This window comes from Streptomyces vulcanius, assembly GCF_042653945.1.
Taxonomy (GTDB): Bacteria; Actinomycetota; Actinomycetes; order Streptomycetales; family Streptomycetaceae; genus Streptomyces; species Streptomyces mangrovi.
The window spans coordinates 81,797-96,310 of sequence record NZ_JBHSFK010000010.1 but is presented as its reverse complement, the minus strand read 5'-3'; the positions used below and the strand labels follow the sequence as shown (position 1 = coordinate 96,310).

At 67.5% G+C, this 14,514-nt stretch carries 14 protein-coding genes; 7 read left to right on the top strand and 7 right to left on the bottom strand.

The window, feature by feature from the left end; all coding sequences use genetic code 11:
* Positions 1–111: 111 nt before the first annotated feature.
* From ACFPIH_RS17180 to ACFPIH_RS17165, 4 genes are all read right to left on the bottom strand, one after another.
* Positions 112–573 (bottom strand): LppU/SCO3897 family protein, encoded by a 462-nt coding sequence (locus ACFPIH_RS17180; protein ID WP_381171120.1) that lies wholly within the window; start codon positions 571–573, stop codon positions 112–114.
* A gap of 137 nt (positions 574–710) precedes the next feature.
* Positions 711–1,973 carry an MFS transporter gene (locus ACFPIH_RS17175; protein WP_381171122.1) on the bottom strand — a complete coding sequence of 421 codons (1,263 nt, stop codon included), beginning with the start codon at positions 1,971–1,973 and terminating at the stop codon, positions 711–713.
* Between the two features lie 94 nt (positions 1,974–2,067).
* Positions 2,068–3,150, bottom strand: coding sequence for an inositol-3-phosphate synthase (locus ACFPIH_RS17170; RefSeq protein ID WP_381171124.1), 1,083 nt, complete (start codon positions 3,148–3,150; stop codon positions 2,068–2,070).
* A 44-nt stretch (positions 3,151–3,194) separates the two neighbouring features.
* Entirely contained in the window at positions 3,195–3,875 is a 681-nt protein-coding gene (locus ACFPIH_RS17165) for a PadR family transcriptional regulator (RefSeq protein ID WP_381171126.1), read from the bottom strand.
* Positions 3,876–4,237: 362 nt separating this feature from the next.
* Between ACFPIH_RS17165 and ACFPIH_RS17160 the strand changes: the two genes are divergently transcribed.
* The 4 genes from ACFPIH_RS17160 (at position 4,238) to ACFPIH_RS17145 (ending at position 10,087) form a co-directional block, all read left to right on the top strand.
* A complete protein-coding gene (locus ACFPIH_RS17160; RefSeq protein WP_381171128.1) occupies positions 4,238–6,928 on the top strand; it encodes a transglycosylase domain-containing protein in 2,691 nt (896 codons plus the stop codon).
* 70 nt (positions 6,929–6,998) lie between these two features.
* Positions 6,999–7,325: a hypothetical protein gene (locus tag ACFPIH_RS17155; protein ID WP_381171130.1), complete on the top strand. Its 327-nt coding sequence runs from the start codon at positions 6,999–7,001 to the stop codon at positions 7,323–7,325.
* A gap of 87 nt (positions 7,326–7,412) precedes the next feature.
* The gene (locus tag ACFPIH_RS17150; protein WP_381171132.1) at positions 7,413–8,660 is read left to right on the top strand and encodes a hypothetical protein; all 1,248 of its coding nucleotides are present in this window, start codon (positions 7,413–7,415) and stop codon (positions 8,658–8,660) included.
* Positions 8,564–10,087, top strand: coding sequence for a glycosyltransferase family 87 protein (locus ACFPIH_RS17145; RefSeq protein ID WP_381171134.1), 1,524 nt, complete (start codon positions 8,564–8,566; stop codon positions 10,085–10,087). Before ACFPIH_RS17150 ends, ACFPIH_RS17145 begins: the two co-directional genes overlap by 97 nt.
* Before the next feature lie 91 nt (positions 10,088–10,178).
* Here ACFPIH_RS17145 and ACFPIH_RS17140 read toward each other — a convergent pair whose 3' ends face one another.
* The 3 genes from ACFPIH_RS17140 to ACFPIH_RS17130 all read right to left on the bottom strand — a co-directional run bounded on the left by ACFPIH_RS17140 (position 10,179) and on the right by ACFPIH_RS17130 (position 12,932).
* Positions 10,179–11,210, bottom strand: coding sequence for an alanine racemase (locus ACFPIH_RS17140; RefSeq protein ID WP_381171136.1), 1,032 nt, complete (start codon positions 11,208–11,210; stop codon positions 10,179–10,181).
* 84 nt (positions 11,211–11,294) lie between these two features.
* On the bottom strand, positions 11,295–12,416 hold the full coding sequence (gene femX / locus ACFPIH_RS17135) for a peptidoglycan bridge formation glycyltransferase FemX (protein WP_381171138.1): 1,122 nt from the start codon (positions 12,414–12,416) through the stop codon (positions 11,295–11,297).
* A gap of 204 nt (positions 12,417–12,620) precedes the next feature.
* Positions 12,621–12,932, bottom strand: a complete 312-nt coding sequence (locus ACFPIH_RS17130) for a hypothetical protein (protein ID WP_381171140.1) — start codon at positions 12,930–12,932, stop codon at positions 12,621–12,623.
* Between the two features lie 287 nt (positions 12,933–13,219).
* On the opposite strand from ACFPIH_RS17130, the gene rpsF reads away from it, so the two are divergent.
* The 3 genes from rpsF (at position 13,220) to rpsR (ending at position 14,509) form a co-directional block, all read left to right on the top strand.
* A complete protein-coding gene (rpsF, locus tag ACFPIH_RS17125) occupies positions 13,220–13,510 on the top strand; it encodes a 30S ribosomal protein S6 (RefSeq protein ID WP_005482942.1) in 291 nt (96 codons plus the stop codon).
* A gap of 79 nt (positions 13,511–13,589) precedes the next feature.
* Positions 13,590–14,198, top strand: a complete 609-nt coding sequence (locus ACFPIH_RS17120) for a single-stranded DNA-binding protein (RefSeq protein ID WP_381171143.1) — start codon at positions 13,590–13,592, stop codon at positions 14,196–14,198.
* Between the two features lie 74 nt (positions 14,199–14,272).
* Positions 14,273–14,509, top strand: coding sequence for a 30S ribosomal protein S18 (gene rpsR, locus ACFPIH_RS17115; protein ID WP_130439187.1), 237 nt, complete (start codon positions 14,273–14,275; stop codon positions 14,507–14,509).
* Positions 14,510–14,514: the final 5 nt, after the last annotated feature.

Here is a 14,514-nt window from a genome sequence, read left to right as displayed (position 1 = left end):
GGGGTCATGTTTCACGTGAAACATGACCCCGGACTCCGAAGAATGACCCCCGGACTGCCGAAGGCCGATGTTTCACGTGAAACATCGGCCTTCGACGTGACAGTCGTGCTGCTACTTGACTTCCTTCAGGCAGAGCACGACGTCATGGCCGCTGCCGTACTGGACGTAAGAGATCTCCGCCTCGGTGACGGCCTCGCACTTGCTGTCGTCGCTGGTGTCGTCGAACTTCTCGACAACCTTGAACTGGGCGCCGCTCGACGAGCAGTCGACCTCGTTGAGGTCCGCGTTGCTGTCCGTGCCGTCGTTGTGCATGCAGGCGCCCACAGAAGTGGTCTCTGCATCCGTACGGTCGGCCCACCAGCCGATACCGAACTTGACTCCGAGCACGAGTATGCCGACCACGATGGCGCCGACGATCCGCAGCACCTTCTTGTTGCCGCTCCGAGCCGGGGCGGGCGGAGGCGGAACCGGAGCGCCCTGGTTCGGGAGCGGCGCGTACGGCTGCTGCGCCGCAGGGCCGGTGGGCGTCTGGGCATACGGGTTCTGGCCCTGTGGTGGAGGCTGGGTGGTCACTTCTGGGTCCCCCTGGAACATGGGTGCGCACGGCCGGAAACGGGTGTGCGCATGGCTCGAAATAAGACGAACGTAAAGTACAGGCCACCACTGACAGTCCCGCGACCGAACGGAAGTCTGTGTCCTTGATGTGACCCTTACCGGCGCTCAAAGCGGGCCATAGCCGCAGCAATTGCTCCGTAGACGACGGCGACCGTGACCACCAGCGCCGCTGAGCGGCCGTCAGGCGGCAGCATCAGTGCGGCGACACCGGCCGCTCCGACGAAGGCGACATTGAACAGGACGTCGTAGAGGGAGAAGGTCCGGCCGCGGAAGCCGTCCTCCACCGAGGACTGGACGATGGTGTCGGTGGCGATCTTCGCGCCCTGGGTGACCAGACCGAGGACGAACGCCGCGACGAACGTGGTGGTCTGGGCGAAGGGGAGCATCAAAGCGAGCTCCAGGACGCCGGCCGCCGCCGAGCAGACCACGATCCAGCGTCCCGGACCCAGTCGTCCCGCGATCGGTGGCGTCACCACCGCCGCGACGAAGAATCCGACACCGGAGATGCCGACTGCCAGGCCCAGCAGCGCCAGCCCCTGGTCGGTGTCGGACGACCAGGCGTAGCGGCAGAGCATCAGCACCATGACGGTCAGGGCGCCGTAGCAGAACCGCATCAGGGTGATCGAGCCGAGCGCCCAGGCGGCCTCTCTGCGCTTCGGCTCGGCCAGATGGCGTACTCCGGAGGCGAGTCCGTGTGCGGTGCCCCTGAGGGCCGCCGTCAACCGCGTCGGAACCAGTTCGCGCTCCGGCCCCAGCAGATCCGCGGCCATGGTCAGCGAGGCGAGCGCGGCGCAGAGGTACAGCGCACAGCCCAGCAGCACCACAGCGGCGTCGGAGTCGGCGATCACCAGCCGTACGACGAAGGCGAGGCCGCCCCCGGCGACCGCGGCCAGTGTCCCGGCAGTCGGGGAGAGGGAGTTGGCCAGCACCAGGCGCTCGGCGTCGACCACTCGCGGCAGGGCGGCCGACAGGCCCGCGAGGACGAAGCGGTTGACGGCGGTGACGCACAGGGCGGACGCGTAGAAGAGCCAGTCGGGGACGGAGCTGATCATCAGGACGGCCGTCGCGGACGCCAGCAGTGCGCGCAGCAGGTTGCCGTAGAGAAAGACCTGCCGGCGGCGCCAGCGGTCCAGGAGCACTCCTGCGAAGGGGCCGATCAGGGAGTAGGGGAGCAGCAGCACGGCCATCGCGGAGGCGATCGCGCCGGGCGAGGTCTGTTTCTCCGGGGAGAAGACGACGTAGGTGGCGAGCGCGACCTGGTAGACGCCATCGGCGCACTGGGAGAGCAGTCGTACGGCGAGCAGGCGCCGGAAGTTGCCGAAGCGCAGCAGGACGCGCAGATCACGGACGACGGCCATGGGGCACAGCCTCACATACGGGTAGGCCCCCGGATCACATGACCCGGGGGCCTTCGTCAGCCCTGGCAGGAGCGAATTTTCAGCGGGGGTCGGGCTAGCGCTCGACTTCGCCGCGGATGAACTTCTCGACGTTGGCGTAGGCCTCGTCGTCGAAGTACTGCACGGGCGGGGACTTCATGAAGTACGAGGACGCCGACAGGATCGGGCCGCCGATGCCACGGTCCTTGGCGATCTTCGCGGCGCGCAGCGCGTCGATGATGACGCCGGCCGAGTTCGGGGAGTCCCAGACCTCGAGCTTGTACTCCAGGTTCAGCGGGACGTCGCCGAAGGCGCGGCCCTCGAGGCGGACGTACGCCCACTTGCGGTCGTCCAGCCACTGCACGTAGTCCGACGGGCCGATGTGGACGTTCTTCTCGCCCAGGTCGCGGTCGGGGATCTGCGAGGTGACGGCCTGGGTCTTCGAGATCTTCTTGGACTCGAGGCGGTCGCGCTCCAGCATGTTCTTGAAGTCCATGTTGCCGCCGACGTTGAGCTGCATGGTGCGCTCGAGACGGACACCGCGGTCCTCGAACAGCTTTGCCATCACTCGGTGCGTGATGGTGGCGCCGACCTGCGACTTGATGTCGTCACCGACGATCGGGACGCCCGCCTCGGTGAACTTGTCCGCCCACTCCTTGGTGCCGGCGATGAAGACCGGGAGGGCGTTGACGAACGCGACCTTGGCGTCGATGGCGGCCTGGGCGTAGAACTTCGCCGCGTCCTCGGAACCGACGGGCAGGTAGCAGATGAGGACATCGACCTGCTTGTCCTTGAGGATCTGGACGACGTCGACCGGCTCCTCGGCGGACTCCTCGATGGTCATGCGGTAGTACTTGCCGAGACCGTCGAGGGTGTGGCCGCGCTGGACCGTGACGCCCTTGTTCGGGACGTCGCAGATCTTGATGGTGTTGTTCTCGCTGGCGCCGATGGCGTCGGAGAGGTCGAGGCCGACCTTCTTGGCGTCCACGTCGAACGCGGCGACGAACTCGACGTCACCTACGTGGTAGTCGCCGAACTGGACGTGCATCAGGCCCGGGACCCTGGACGCCGGGTCGGCGTCCTTGTAGTACTCGACGCCCTGCACCAGCGATGCGGCGCAGTTGCCCACACCGACGATGGCTACGCGAACCGAACCCATTCCGGTTGCTCCCTGTGTGTACGTGTGAGGCCCTGGATGGGCGCTCACGTGGTGGTGTCGTCGGGCGTATCCGTCCCGGGGGTGTCCCCGGGACGGGGCAGGACGCCCGACGCTCCAGTTGTGTTCTGCTGAGAGGACTCCTCGGAAGCGGAACCCTTCAGGTCCCGTCCGGCCCGCTCGCTCTCGATGAGCTCGTTCAGCCAGCGCACTTCGCGCTCCACGGACTCCATCCCGTGGCGCTGGAGCTCAAGCGTGTAGTCGTCGAGGCGCTCCCGGGTGCGCGCCAGCGAGGCGCGCATCTTCTCCAGCCGCTCCTCCAGCCGGCTGCGGCGGCCCTCCAGCACGCGCATGCGCACATCACGCGACGTCTGCCCGAAGAAGGCGAAACGGGCCGCGAAGTGCTCGTCCTCGTACGCGTCGGGGCCCGTCTGCGAGAGCAGGTCCTCGAAGTGTTCCTTACCTTCCGCCGTCAACCGATAGACGATCTTGGCGCGACGCCCTGTGAGTGGCGCGGCGAGGGCGTCCTCGGGGGTGCTTCCCGGTTCTTCGATCAACCAGCCGTTGGCGACCAGCGTCTTGAGGCAGGGGTACAGCGTTCCGTAGCTGAAGGCACGGAACACACCCAGTGACGTATTGAGTCGTTTGCGCAGCTCATAGCCGTGCATCGGGGATTCGCGGAGCAGGCCGAGCACGGCGAACTCGAGGATGCCGGAACGTCGGCTCATCGTCGCCTCCTCTCGCTCCTGGCCCGTTTATCTCGATCCGATGTATCGACTCGATACATCAAGACGATAGAACGGCCTTCCGGATGCGACAAGAGGGGGGAGGGTGAACGGGATCACATCACCGATTCGTTGTAAGCGAGTTGCCGGATTTGGGGTGAACCTCGGGCCTAGGCAGGTTTTGGCGGTGCGTAGTCTGTCCGCCATGCACACCACCGGGACCCAAGGGACGCCGGGGGGCGTCGTGTCCTCCGGTGCCGTACGGATGAATGAGCGACCGACCGCATCCGTACTTCGGGGGGACAGGAAACCAGCCGCCGTTTTCAGGCGCGCACGGATGCGCCTGCCCTAGGAGTAATCGTTCGATGAGCGAGCACCGTCGCAAACCGCCGCAGCCGCAGGGAGGCGGACGTGCCGCGGCTCGACGCGGCCAGTCCGGTCCGTCCTCCGGCCGCCGCGCGGCACCGCGAGGCGCCACCGGATCTCCTTCCGACTATGGGCTGGGCCTCGGGTCGGAAAGCGAGGAGCAGTCGTACAACGGCCGCCCCGAGACCCGACGCGCAGTCCAGAGAAGCACGGGCGGGCGGCGCAGAGCGGCCGAGCCCATGGGAGCCCGCCGTGGCGACCCGACCGGACCCGGTCGGGGCAGAGGGCGCTCCGCGCCCGGCCGAAAGCGCCTGATCGACTATCCGCGCGCCGACAGATACGGCTGGCAGCGCTGGATGCCGTCCTGGAAACTTGTCACCGGTCTGTTCATCGGCTTCGTCGGCAGTCTGGTGGCCGCGGCGGGCATCGGCTACGCCATGGTGGGCATCCCGGACATCGACAAGACCGCGACCGCCCAGAACAACGTCTACTACTGGAAAGACGGCTCCCAGATGGTGGCCTCCGGTGGAGAGACGAACCGGCAGAACGTCAGCCTCGCGCAGATCCCCGAGGAGATGCGCTGGGCGGTGATCTCGCAGGAGAACAAGACGTTCTACGACGACAACGGCATCGACCCCAAGGGCATCGCCCGCGCGGTGTTCAACATGGCCCGCGGCGGACAGACGCAGGGTGGTTCGACCATCACCCAGCAGTACGTCAAGAACGCGATGCTCAACGACCAGTCGCAGACGATCTCCCGAAAGCTCAAGGAGATCTTCGTGTCGATCAAGGTCGGCGCGGATGTCGACAAGGACGAGATCATTGAGGGGTACCTCAACTCCGCCTACTACGGTCGTGGCGCCTACGGCATCCAGGCCGCCGCACGCGCGTACTTCGACAAGGACGCCATCAAGCTCGACCCGGGCGAGTGCGCGTTCCTGGCCGCCACGCTGAAGGGCGCCACGTACTACGACCCGGCGGGCTCGACCTCCATCGACCCGGTGAACGCCACGCCCGAGAAGAACAGCAAGCGTGCGCTGCTCCAGATGCAGGACACCCTGGACAAGATGGTCGAGTACGGCCATCTCGACGCGGCGAAGCGGGCTCAGTACACGACGCTCCCGAAGTGGAAGAACCCCCGGACGAACAACGACCTGAAGGGGCAGATCGGCTACCTCGTCGATCTCGCCAACGGCTACCTGGTCACCAACAGCAAGGAAACCGGGGTCACCCAGAACCGGCTGACGCAGGGCGGGCTCTCGATCTACACGACCTTCGACAAGAACAAGGTCAAGGACCTCGAGGCGTCGGTCACGAAGGTCCAGAAGGCCAACATCAAGCCGAAGGAACGCCCCGGCACCGACACGCACGTCCAGTTCGGCGGAGCCTCCGTGGAACCGGACACCGGTGCCATCCGGGCGATCTACGGCGGTGAGGACGCCACCAAGCACTTCACCGACAACGCCGACCAGACCGGTGCCCAGGTCGGTTCGACGTTCAAGCCGTTCGTGCTGGCGGCGGCGATGACCTGGGGCGTGCGCGATCCGGATCTGGGGTCGTCGCAGGCGCAGGACGAGCGCACGATCGTCTCCCCGAAGAGCCTGTTCAGCGGCAAGAACAAGCTCAAGATCGAGGACTACAACCAGACGGTCTGGAAGAACGAGAAGGGCGAGGAGTGGCTCCAGACCAATGACGGCAACGAGTCGTACGGCACTGCGCCCAAGTTCAACATCGACCTGCGTGAGGCGATGCGCGAGTCGGTGAACTCCGCCTTCGTACAGCTCGGCATGGACGTCGGCCTGGACAAGGTGAAGGACGCCGCGATCAGCGCGGGCCTGCGGGAGGGCAGCCTCACCGGCACCACCTTCCCCTCGTTCTCGATCGGTATCTCCGACCCGAGCGCGATCCGTATGGCCGGTGCCTACGCCACCTTCGCCGCGAGCGGCAAGCAGCGCGACCCGTACTCCGTGGAGAAGGTCACCAGCGAGGACGGCCAGATCTTCACGCACAAGACGGAGACGCAGCAGGCCTTCACCTCGAAGGTCGCCGACAACGTCACGGACGTCCTGAAGACCGTGGTGGAGAAGGGCACCGGCACCAACGCCCAGCTCACCGGCCGCGAGGTGGCCGGCAAGACCGGTACCACCGACGGCAACAAGTCGGCCTGGTTCGTGGGCTACACACCGCAGCTGTCCACCGCGGTCACCATGTTCCGCCTGGACGACAACGAGAAGAACAAGAACCGGACGTTCCTGAAGATGTTCGGCACGGGTGGCCAGGAGAAGATCCACGGCGCCTCGTTCCCGGCCCAGATCTGGCACGACTACATGGAGGACGCCCTCAAGGGCACGCCGACGGAGGACTTCCCGGAGCCCGAGCCCATCGGCGAGGTCGTCAACGCGGAGCCCACCCCGACTCCGACCCCCACCTTCACAGAGACCGAGGAGGACGAGACGACGCCGTCGCCGAGCCCGTCCATCACGGCGACCCAGACGCAACCCTCGCCCTCGGCCACCTCGACCTGCACCACCTTCTTCGGGTGTGACGACGAGGACACGGGCGGCACGGACGCCGGCACCACGGACGGCGGCACGGGTGACAGCTCGTCACCGTCACCCACCGACACGTCGACGGAGGAGACCTCCAACGGAAACCAGAACGGAGGCCTCTTCAGAGGATCGTCGGGATGACAAGCATCGGGGCCCGCCGGACGGCGGGCCCCGATGTCGTTCACGCCCGGCCGACTGGAAGAACCTGGGGATGCCGGCCCATCAGCCGCAGTCCCTCTTCCAGCCTCCGGCGCTCGAGGGCGGCGGCCGTTTGATGGCCCAGGTCATGCTCGGTGTGACCACGCAGGAGTCGAACATGTGGCAGGCGGCCCGGTCGGCGGTGCCCGGCGTCACGGCCAGCCCCTTGATCGGCAACTACTACGGCATCGACCTGTACGACGGCGACCCCACCAACGACTGGGACGTCGACTTCGCCAAGGCGGACTGCGGATACGGCATCACGCAGATTACCGACCACATGCGGATGGCCGGCCGCGAAGACGGTCACGGCGGTACGGCCTGGCCCTACCAGCAGTAGCGGGCCGCGGCGCTGGACTACACGGCCAACATCGCGGCGGGTCTGCAGACGCTGGTCTCCAAGTGGAACGAGACCCGCGCCGCGGGCATGATCGCCAACCACGGCACGACCGGCCGGCCGGAGAACTGGTACTTCGCCCTGTGGGCGTACAACTCGGGGTTCCACCCGAAGACCTCCGACGGCTCGCCCTGGGGCCTGGGATGGGCCAACAACCCGGCCAACCCGGAATCGGACGCCGGGTGTCTGCCCTTCATGGAGAACGCGGCCGGTGGCGAGGACGCCAGTGCCGCCGCCCGCCCGCAGAACTGGCCCTACCAGGAGAAGGTCCTCGGCTTCGCCGCGCACCCGCCGTCCTTCCTGGAGTCGCCGGGCGTCATGGTCGCCGCCTTCCGGCCGGCCACCTGGAACGGCACCTCCGAGGCCGTTACCGTCAAGGGCAGCGCCTTCTACAACCGGGCCCACCTCAAGGCGCCCGAGGACGCGTTCTGTGACGCCTCCAACTCCTGCGCCCCGGGCCGTATCTCCGACGGCGCCTCCAACGACAGCGCGACGAGCGGTCCGTGCGGCCGGGCGGACTTCCAGTGCTGGTGGAACAAGCCGGTCACCTGGAAGAGCGACTGCGCCGAGACCTGCGGCTACGAGTTCATCCGCTTCGGCGAGTCCACACCGGAGGAGCCCGACGGCACCGCCTACCCGCCGGTCTGCACCACCGCAGGCCTGCCGGCGGGCGCCCTGATCGTCGATGACGTACCCCAGGGAACGCCCGTGGTGCGTCCGGGCTGCACCAACTCCTGGACGAACTCCGGCACCTTCACCTTCGACTTCGCCAACAACGCGGTGGAGACCGTCTACCCGGCCAAGGTCGACCTGCACCAGCTCGGCGCCGGGTTCGGCAGCCACTTCTACTTCGGGCACACCCGGGCCGACGACACCAAGGGACAGCGGCTGAAGATCACGGGGATCTGGAAGCTGGGACAGCAGGTCACGGGGCGGGCGAAGGTTCTCGTCCACCTGCCCGACCACGGGGCACAGACCAAGTATTTCACCGGTGCCATCACCGCGAGCCACTCCTCCACCCGGGACCAGACGCTCTCCAGCGATTCCCGACCCGTTCACCCGTCCCTCCGTCGACCGGACCGCCCCATTATGGCCAGGGCCTCCTCCGTGACCGCCGGTGCTCACGGCATCTTGGGACCGTGGGAAGGGCACCGCACAGCGACGTACGGCAGGATGTGCCCATGTCCAGTGCAGAATCGACGCCGACGCGCGTGCACGAGCCGGACCTGGTACGGCCCACCAGGTACGACAAGGTGGCCGCGGCCGGCAGTGAGCTGATCGGCGGTCCCCTCGGACGCCGGGCCCTGCTCGGAACGTCCTGGTGGACTCCGGTACGGGTCGTCGCGCTCGTGGCGATCGGGATGTTCGCCCTCGGAATGATCCAGAAGGTGCCCTGCTACGACAGCGGCTGGTTCTTCGGTGCCAGCACGCAGTACACCCACGCCTGCTACTCGGACATCCCGCACCTGTACCAGGGGCGAGGGTTCGCCGACGGACTCGTGCCGTACTTCGACAAGCTTCCCGGCGACATGGACTACCTCGAATACCCGGTGCTCACCGGTGTGTTCATGGAGGTGGCGGCCTGGCTGACCCCGGGCAGCGGCAGCATCCAGCACCAGGAACAGTGGTACTGGATGGTCAACGCCGGGATGCTGATGATCTGCGCGGCCGTCATCGCCGTCTGCGTGACCCGTACGCATGCCCGGCGCCCCTGGGACGGACTGCTGGTCGCCCTGGCGCCCGCCTTCGCGCTGACCGCCACCATCAACTGGGACCTGCTGGCGGTCGCTCTGACAGCCGCCGCGATGATGATGTGGTCACGGGGCCGCACCCTCGCGTTCGGCGTCCTCCTGGGGCTCGCCACGGCCGCCAAGCTCTATCCGGTCTTCCTGCTCGGACCGCTGTTCCTGCTGTGCTGGCGCGCGGGAAAGTGGCGGGATCTCGGCAAGGCGGTCGGGGGCGCGGCTGTCGCCTGGGCGGTGGTGAACCTGCCGGTGATGCTGTTCGCCTTCGAGGGGTGGTCGAAGTTCTACCGGTTCAGCCAGGAGCGGGGCGTCGACTTCGGCTCGTTCTGGCTGATCCTGGCCCAGAACTCCAGCGATCCCCTCACCACCGACAGCGTCAACACTCTGGCCACGTCCCTGGTGGTGCTGTGCTTCGTGGGCATCGCCTGGCTGGCGCTGACCGCGCCGCGCCGCCCCCGCTTCGCCCAGCTCGCCTTCCTGGTGGTGGCCGCCTTCATCCTCACCAACAAGGTCTACTCGCCGCAGTACGTCCTGTGGCTGGTGCCGCTGGCGGTCCTGGCCCGGCCGAAGTGGCGGGACTTCCTGATCTGGCAGGCGTGCGAGGTCGCGTACTTCCTGGGGATCTGGATGTACCTCGCGTACACGACCAGCGGAGACGCCCACAAGGGGCTGCCGACCGACGGCTACCACTGGGCCATCGGAGTGCACCTGCTGGGCACGTTCTACCTGTGTGGCGTGGTGGTGCGGGACATCCTGATGCCGGAGCGGGACGTGGTGCGGCAGGCCGGCGACGACGACCCCTCGGGCGGGGTGCTCGACCGGGCGGAGGACGTCTTCGTCCTGGGTGCCGCGGCCCATCCTCCCCGGCACGCCACCTCTTTCGAGGGGCCGCAGGTGGAGTGGGGTCAGCAGGGCGAGGTCGAGTGGGGCAGCCGGGAGGCCGTCGACGGTTCGCAGTGAGTGAACAGCGCGTAGGGCGGGCCTGGCACCGGACGCAGAAGAGGCCGTACACGGGGATTCCGTGTACGGCCTCCTGCCGTTTCCGTGCCGGTCAGCGGTCCACGAGACGGTCGAACTGCGTGGTGGTGTGCCGCAGATGGGCCACCAGCTCGTCGCCGACCTTGGGCTCCGGGGCGTCGGCCGGCACGAACAGGATGCACACCTGCATATGCGGAGGCTCGGCGAACCAGCGCTGTTTGCCGCCCCAGACGAACGGCGACAGATTGCGGTTCACCGTGGCGAGACCGGCACGCGCGACGCCCTTGGCGCGCGGCATGACGCCGTGGAGGGCCTTGGGGGCCTCCAGGCCCACGCCGTGCGACGTACCGCCCGCCACGACCACCAGGAAGCCGTCGGAAGCCGTCTTCTGCTGCCGGTAACCGAAGCGGTCGCCCTTGGCGACGCGCGTGACGTCCAGGACGGCGCCGCGGTACTCGGTGGCGTCGTGGTCGCCCAGCCACAGCCGCGTTCCGATGCGGGCGCGGAACCGGGTCTGCGGGAACTGCTGCTGCAGCCGGATGAGTTCGTCGGACTTGAGGTGGCTGACGAACATCGTGTGCAGCGGCAGCCGGGCCGCGCGCAGCCGGTCCATCCAGCCGATGACCTCCTCGACGGCGTCGGATCCGTCGGTGCGGTCCAGCGGCAGGTGGATGGCGAAGCCCTCCAGCCGGACGTTCTCGATCGCGGAGTGCAGCTGCGGCAGGTCCTGCTCGCTGATGCCGTGCCTCTTCATCGACGACATCACCTCGATGACCACCCGGGCCCCCACGAGGCCGTACACGCCGTCCACCGAGGACACCGAGCGCACCACCCGGTCGGGCAGCGGAACGGGCTCCTCGCCCCTCCGGTACGGCGTCAGCACCAGCAGGTCGCCGCCGAAGAAGTCCTTGATGCGTGCGGCCTCGTACGTCGTGCCGACGGCGAGGATGTCCGAGCCCAGCCGGGTGGCCTCCTCCGCCAGCCGCTCGTGCCCGAAGCCGTAGCCGTTGCCCTTGCAGACCGGTACGAGCCCCGGGAACTGCTCCTGCACGTGCTTGTGGTGCGCCCGCCAGCGCGCGGTGTCGACGTAGAGCGTGAGCGCCATGGCCGGACCCGGGACCTTTCTCGTGGCTGCGGTGTGGGGAAACGCGTCAGAGGTGTCAGAGGTATGGAATCACTGAACGTGACGTCAGCGACGCGACATGTAGATGTCGAGCGCCTTGTGGAGCAGCTTGTTCAGCGGGAAGTCCCACTCGCCGAGGTACTCGGCGGCCTGTCCGCCGGTGCCGACCTTGAACTGGATCAGGCCGAAGAGGTGGTCGGTCTCGTCCAGCGAGTCGGAGATGCCGCGCAGGTCGTAGACGGTGGCGCCGAGCGCGTACGCGTCGCGCAGCATCCGCCACTGCATGGCGTTCGACGGCCGGAACTCACGGCCGATGTTGTCGGAGGCGCCGTAGGAGTACCAGACGTGACCGCCCACGATCAGCATCGTCGCCGCCGACAGGTTCACCCCGTTGTGGCGGGCGAAGTACAGCCGCATGCGGTTGGGGTCCTCGGTGTTGAGGGCCGTCCACATGCGCTGGAAGTACGACAGCGGGCGCGGCCGGAAGTGGTCGCGCACGGCGGTGATCTCGTAGAGCCGCTGCCACTCCTCGAGGTCGTGGTAACCGCCCTGGACGACCTCGACGCCGGCCTTCTCGGCCTTCTTGATGTTGCGGCGCCACAGCTGGTTGAAGTTCCTGTGGACCTCTTCGAGCGAACGGTTCGCCAGCGGCACCTGGTACACGTACCGGGGCTGGACGTCGCCGAAGCCGGCGCCGCCGTCCTCGCCCTGCTGCCAGCCCATACGGCGCAGCTTGTCGGCGACCTCGAAGGCGCGCGGCTCGATGAAGTCGGCCTCGATGTCACGCAGCCGCTTCACGTCGGGGTTCTGGATGCCCGCCTTGATGGAAGTGGCCTCCCACCGGCGGATGATCACCGGCGGGCCCATCTTCACGGAGAACGCGCCCTGCTGCTTGAGATGGGCGAGCATCGGCTCCAGCCACTCGGTCAGGTTCGGCGCGTACCAGTTGATCACCGGACCCTCGGGCAGATAGGCCAGGTAGCGCTTGATCTTGGGCAGCTGCCGGTAGAGGACCAGACCCGCGCCGACCAGTTCGCCCGTGCGCTCGTCGAACCAGCCCAGGCTCTCCGAGCGCCACTCGGCCTTGACGTTCGCCCAGGCCGGAACCTGCATGTGACTCGCCGCCGGCAGGCTCTGGATGTACGCCAGATGCTGCTCGCGGCTGATGGTCCTCAGGGTCAGGCTCATTCGGGGCGCTCCTCGGGCTGGTGTGTCCCCATGGGTTCAGGGGCTCCTGGCTCTCGCGCCGAAGCCTACTGCGCCTTGCGCGCGGCCTGACTGGGCGTAGGGAACCGACGCCCCGGCCCGCAGCCGGCCGGGGCGGTACGGCAGGGTTCGTAGGTGTTCTACGCGCCCTTCGGTGAGGGTGGTTCCGTTGGTGCGGCGAGCCGTCTACCAGAGCCCGCCGAAGAGGCCGCCGTGCGCCATGCCGAGGAAGAAGCCGACGCCCGAGGCACCGAGGCCCAGGATCAGACCGAAGCGCTCACGGGTGGTCTCGGAGATCCACTGTCCGTACGCGCCGGTCAGGATCCCCACCAGGCCGGTCCAGGAGCTGAGCAGATGCAGGCTGTCGAACATCGCCGTGACGAAGGACGTGATCCCCAGCACCAGGGTCACCGCGAGCAGCGTGTCCTGGAGGGGATGGGTCTTTTCGTCGGTGGCGAACAGGGATCCGGCGGTGTTGGGTCGCAATGCCTGTGCCATGTGGCACCTCCTGCGGAAGGCGGCGCATCGTAGCGCCATACACACCCGATGTGTACAGATTGGCTGCCCGCGCGGCCGGATTTCAACCGGAAGCCGCTGTGCGGGTACTCTGTACCCTCTGCACCGGTGTCTGCCCAGGCACAGCCAGGAACTCCGCCCAGGTCAGCACGGGGAAGTCGCAAGGCCACCCCCGATTGTCAGTGGCGGCGGATACCGTTGCGCACGCATCACAACCCTCCTGCCACGGAACGACCGTGGCCGTTGAGTCCAAAGGAGGTGGGTTCCACATGCGTCACTACGAGGTGATGGTCATCCTCGACCCCGATCTGGAGGAGCGCGCTGTCGCCCCCCTGATCGAGAACTTCCTCTCCGTCGTCCGTGAGGGCAACGGCAAGGTCGAGAAGGTCGACACCTGGGGCCGTCGTCGTCTCTCGTACGAGATCAAGAAGAAGCCCGAGGGCATCTACTCGGTCATCGACCTGCAGGCCGAGCCTGCGGTCGTCAAGGAGCTCGACCGCCAGATGAACCTGAACGAGTCGGTCCTCCGGACCAAGGTCCTCCGTCCCGAGACCCACTGAGCCTCGCTCAGCCGATCTCGGGATTCTGAGTAGCAGCACAAGCAGCCAGCAGCAGCAAACCCGCCGAGAGGTTCCCCCAATGGCAGGCGAGACCGTCATCACGGTCGTCGGCAACCTTGTCGATGACCCCGAGCTGCGCTTCACCCCCTCGGGTGCGGCGGTCGCGAAGTTCCGTGTCGCGTCCACCCCCCGCACCTTCGACCGCCAGACGAACGAGTGGAAGGACGGCGAGAGCCTCTTCCTCACCTGCTCGGTCTGGCGTCAGGCGGCGGAGAACGTCGCCGAGTCGCTTCAGCGAGGCATGCGCGTCATGGTGCAGGGCCGGCTGAAGCAGCGGTCCTACGAGGACCGTGAGGGTGTCAAGCGCACGGTCTACGAACTGGACGTCGAGGAAGTCGGCCCCAGCCTGCGCAGCGCCACCGCCAAGGTCACCAAGACCAGCGGCGGCGGCGGACGCGGTGGCCAGGGCGGTTACGGCGGCGGTGGCGGTGGCGCCCAGGGTGGCGGCGGCTGGGGCGGCGGCCCCGGTGGCGGTCAGCAGGGCGGCAGCGCTCCTGCCGAGGACCCCTGGGCGACCGGCGCTCCCGCCGGCGGCAATCAGAACGCGGGCGGCGGCGGTTGGGGTGGAAACTCCGGCGGCGGCGGCGCTGGCAGCGGCGGCGGCTACTCGGACGAGCCCCCCTTCTAGAGCCCGGGGTCTTCAGGACACCGGGGTCGAGGGCGGGTCGTACCCAAACTTCTTGATCACACAGGAGAAACACCATGGCGAAGCCGCCTGTGCGCAAGCCTAAGAAGAAGGTCTGCGCTTTCTGCAAGGACAAGGTCACGTACGTGGACTACAAGGACACGAACATGCTGCGGAAGTTCATTTCCGACCGCGGCAAGATCCGTGCCCGCCGCGTGACCGGCAACTGCACGCAGCACCAGCGTGACGTCGCCACGGCCGTCAAGAACAGCCGTGAGATGGCGCTGCTGCCCTACACCGCCACCGCGCGCTAAGGGAG

What these genes read in the sequence shown, in the direction of transcription:
- ACFPIH_RS17130 (WP_381171140.1), bottom strand. Translation starts at nt 12,932, where the DNA reads ATGGCACAGGCATTGCGACCCAACACCGCCGGATCCCTGTTCGCCACC.
- ACFPIH_RS17155 (WP_381171130.1), top strand. Translation starts at nt 6,999, where the DNA reads ATGCCGGCCCATCAGCCGCAGTCCCTCTTCCAGCCTCCGGCGCTCGAG.
- ACFPIH_RS17170 (WP_381171124.1), bottom strand. Translation starts at nt 3,150, where the DNA reads ATGGGTTCGGTTCGCGTAGCCATCGTCGGTGTGGGCAACTGCGCCGCA.
- ACFPIH_RS17120 (WP_381171143.1), top strand. Translation starts at nt 13,590, where the DNA reads ATGGCAGGCGAGACCGTCATCACGGTCGTCGGCAACCTTGTCGATGAC.
- femX (WP_381171138.1), bottom strand. Translation starts at nt 12,416, where the DNA reads ATGAGCCTGACCCTGAGGACCATCAGCCGCGAGCAGCATCTGGCGTAC.
- rpsR (WP_130439187.1), top strand. Translation starts at nt 14,273, where the DNA reads ATGGCGAAGCCGCCTGTGCGCAAGCCTAAGAAGAAGGTCTGCGCTTTC.
- ACFPIH_RS17140 (WP_381171136.1), bottom strand. Translation starts at nt 11,210, where the DNA reads ATGGCGCTCACGCTCTACGTCGACACCGCGCGCTGGCGGGCGCACCAC.
- ACFPIH_RS17150 (WP_381171132.1), top strand. Translation starts at nt 7,413, where the DNA reads ATGATCGCCAACCACGGCACGACCGGCCGGCCGGAGAACTGGTACTTC.
- rpsF (WP_005482942.1), top strand. Translation starts at nt 13,220, where the DNA reads ATGCGTCACTACGAGGTGATGGTCATCCTCGACCCCGATCTGGAGGAG.
- ACFPIH_RS17175 (WP_381171122.1), bottom strand. Translation starts at nt 1,973, where the DNA reads ATGGCCGTCGTCCGTGATCTGCGCGTCCTGCTGCGCTTCGGCAACTTC.
- ACFPIH_RS17145 (WP_381171134.1), top strand. Translation starts at nt 8,564, where the DNA reads ATGTCCAGTGCAGAATCGACGCCGACGCGCGTGCACGAGCCGGACCTG.
- ACFPIH_RS17165 (WP_381171126.1), bottom strand. Translation starts at nt 3,875, where the DNA reads ATGAGCCGACGTTCCGGCATCCTCGAGTTCGCCGTGCTCGGCCTGCTC.
- ACFPIH_RS17160 (WP_381171128.1), top strand. Translation starts at nt 4,238, where the DNA reads ATGAGCGAGCACCGTCGCAAACCGCCGCAGCCGCAGGGAGGCGGACGT.